The organism is Flavobacterium sp. NPDC079362, from assembly GCF_050267765.1.
Taxonomy (GTDB): domain Bacteria; phylum Bacteroidota; class Bacteroidia; order Flavobacteriales; family Flavobacteriaceae; genus Flavobacterium; species Flavobacterium azizsancarii.
Genome location: NZ_JBNNFM010000083.1, coordinates 1 through 1,009 on the forward strand (window position 1 = coordinate 1; position 1,009 = coordinate 1,009).

The 1,009-nt window shown below is 37.6% G+C and carries 1 protein-coding gene; it reads left to right on the top strand.

The window, feature by feature from the left end:
• Positions 1 to 1,009, top strand: a 1,009-nt coding sequence (locus tag ACQKCJ_RS24755; RefSeq protein WP_427403149.1) for an IS1182 family transposase, incomplete at both ends; no start/stop codon positions are given.

Here is a 1,009-nt window from a genome sequence, read left to right on the forward strand (position 1 = left end):
GATCCCAGAGAATCATTCTGCCCGATTAATAGACAGTGTTGTTGAACAGTTGGAAATTTCCGAGATTATATCACAGTTTAAAGGCGGTGGAAGATCCAGCTACCATCCTAAGATGTTATTGAAAATATTGTTTTACGGATATCTCAATAATACCTATTCCAGCCGAAAGCTGGCTAGAGCCGTGAAGGAGAATATATATTTTATGTGGCTCTCGGGAGGACTTCAGCCGGATTTTAGAACTATCAATGACTTTAGAGGAAAAAAATTAAAAGGGAATATCGAAAAACTTTTCAGCCAGGTCGTTCTGATGATGGTAGATTTAGAGCTCATTAGCCTGGAGAGACAATTTATTGATGGTACTAAAATAGAAGCCAACGCACATAAATACAGCTTTGTGTGGAAGAAAGCAGTTGAAAAACATAAAGACAGGCTTCAGGGAAAAATCGATGCTGTTCTGGCAGATATTGGTCAGGCTATCGAGTCAGACATTATGCATACTGATAACCAAACTGATACCAAGGTAGACAGTAAGAAATTAGAAGAAAAAATACACGAGATCAACCAAAGTGAAAAAAAGCAGAAGCTGAGTAAACAGCAGAACAAATCACTTCAAAAACTCGAGAAAGAACAGCTTGTAAAACTTAAAGAATATGAGAAACATCTCGAAATTCTGGGGGATAGAAACAGTTATTCGAAAACCGATACCGATGCTACTTTTATGCGCATGAAAGAAGATCATATGGGCAACGGACAATTAAAAGCGGGTTATAATATTCAGATTTCTACAGAAAATCAAATTATTACACATTACTCCACCCACCAGACTTCTACTGATTTTACCACATTAAAGACTCACTTAGAAGGATTCAAAAGCAACTACGGCAAACAATCTGCAAAAGTTATAGCCGATGCGGGCTATGGAAGTGAGGAAAATTATCAACTCCTTGAAGACAAAGAAATTGATTTTTTTGTTCCCTACAACATGTACCGTATCGAAGAGACCCGTAAG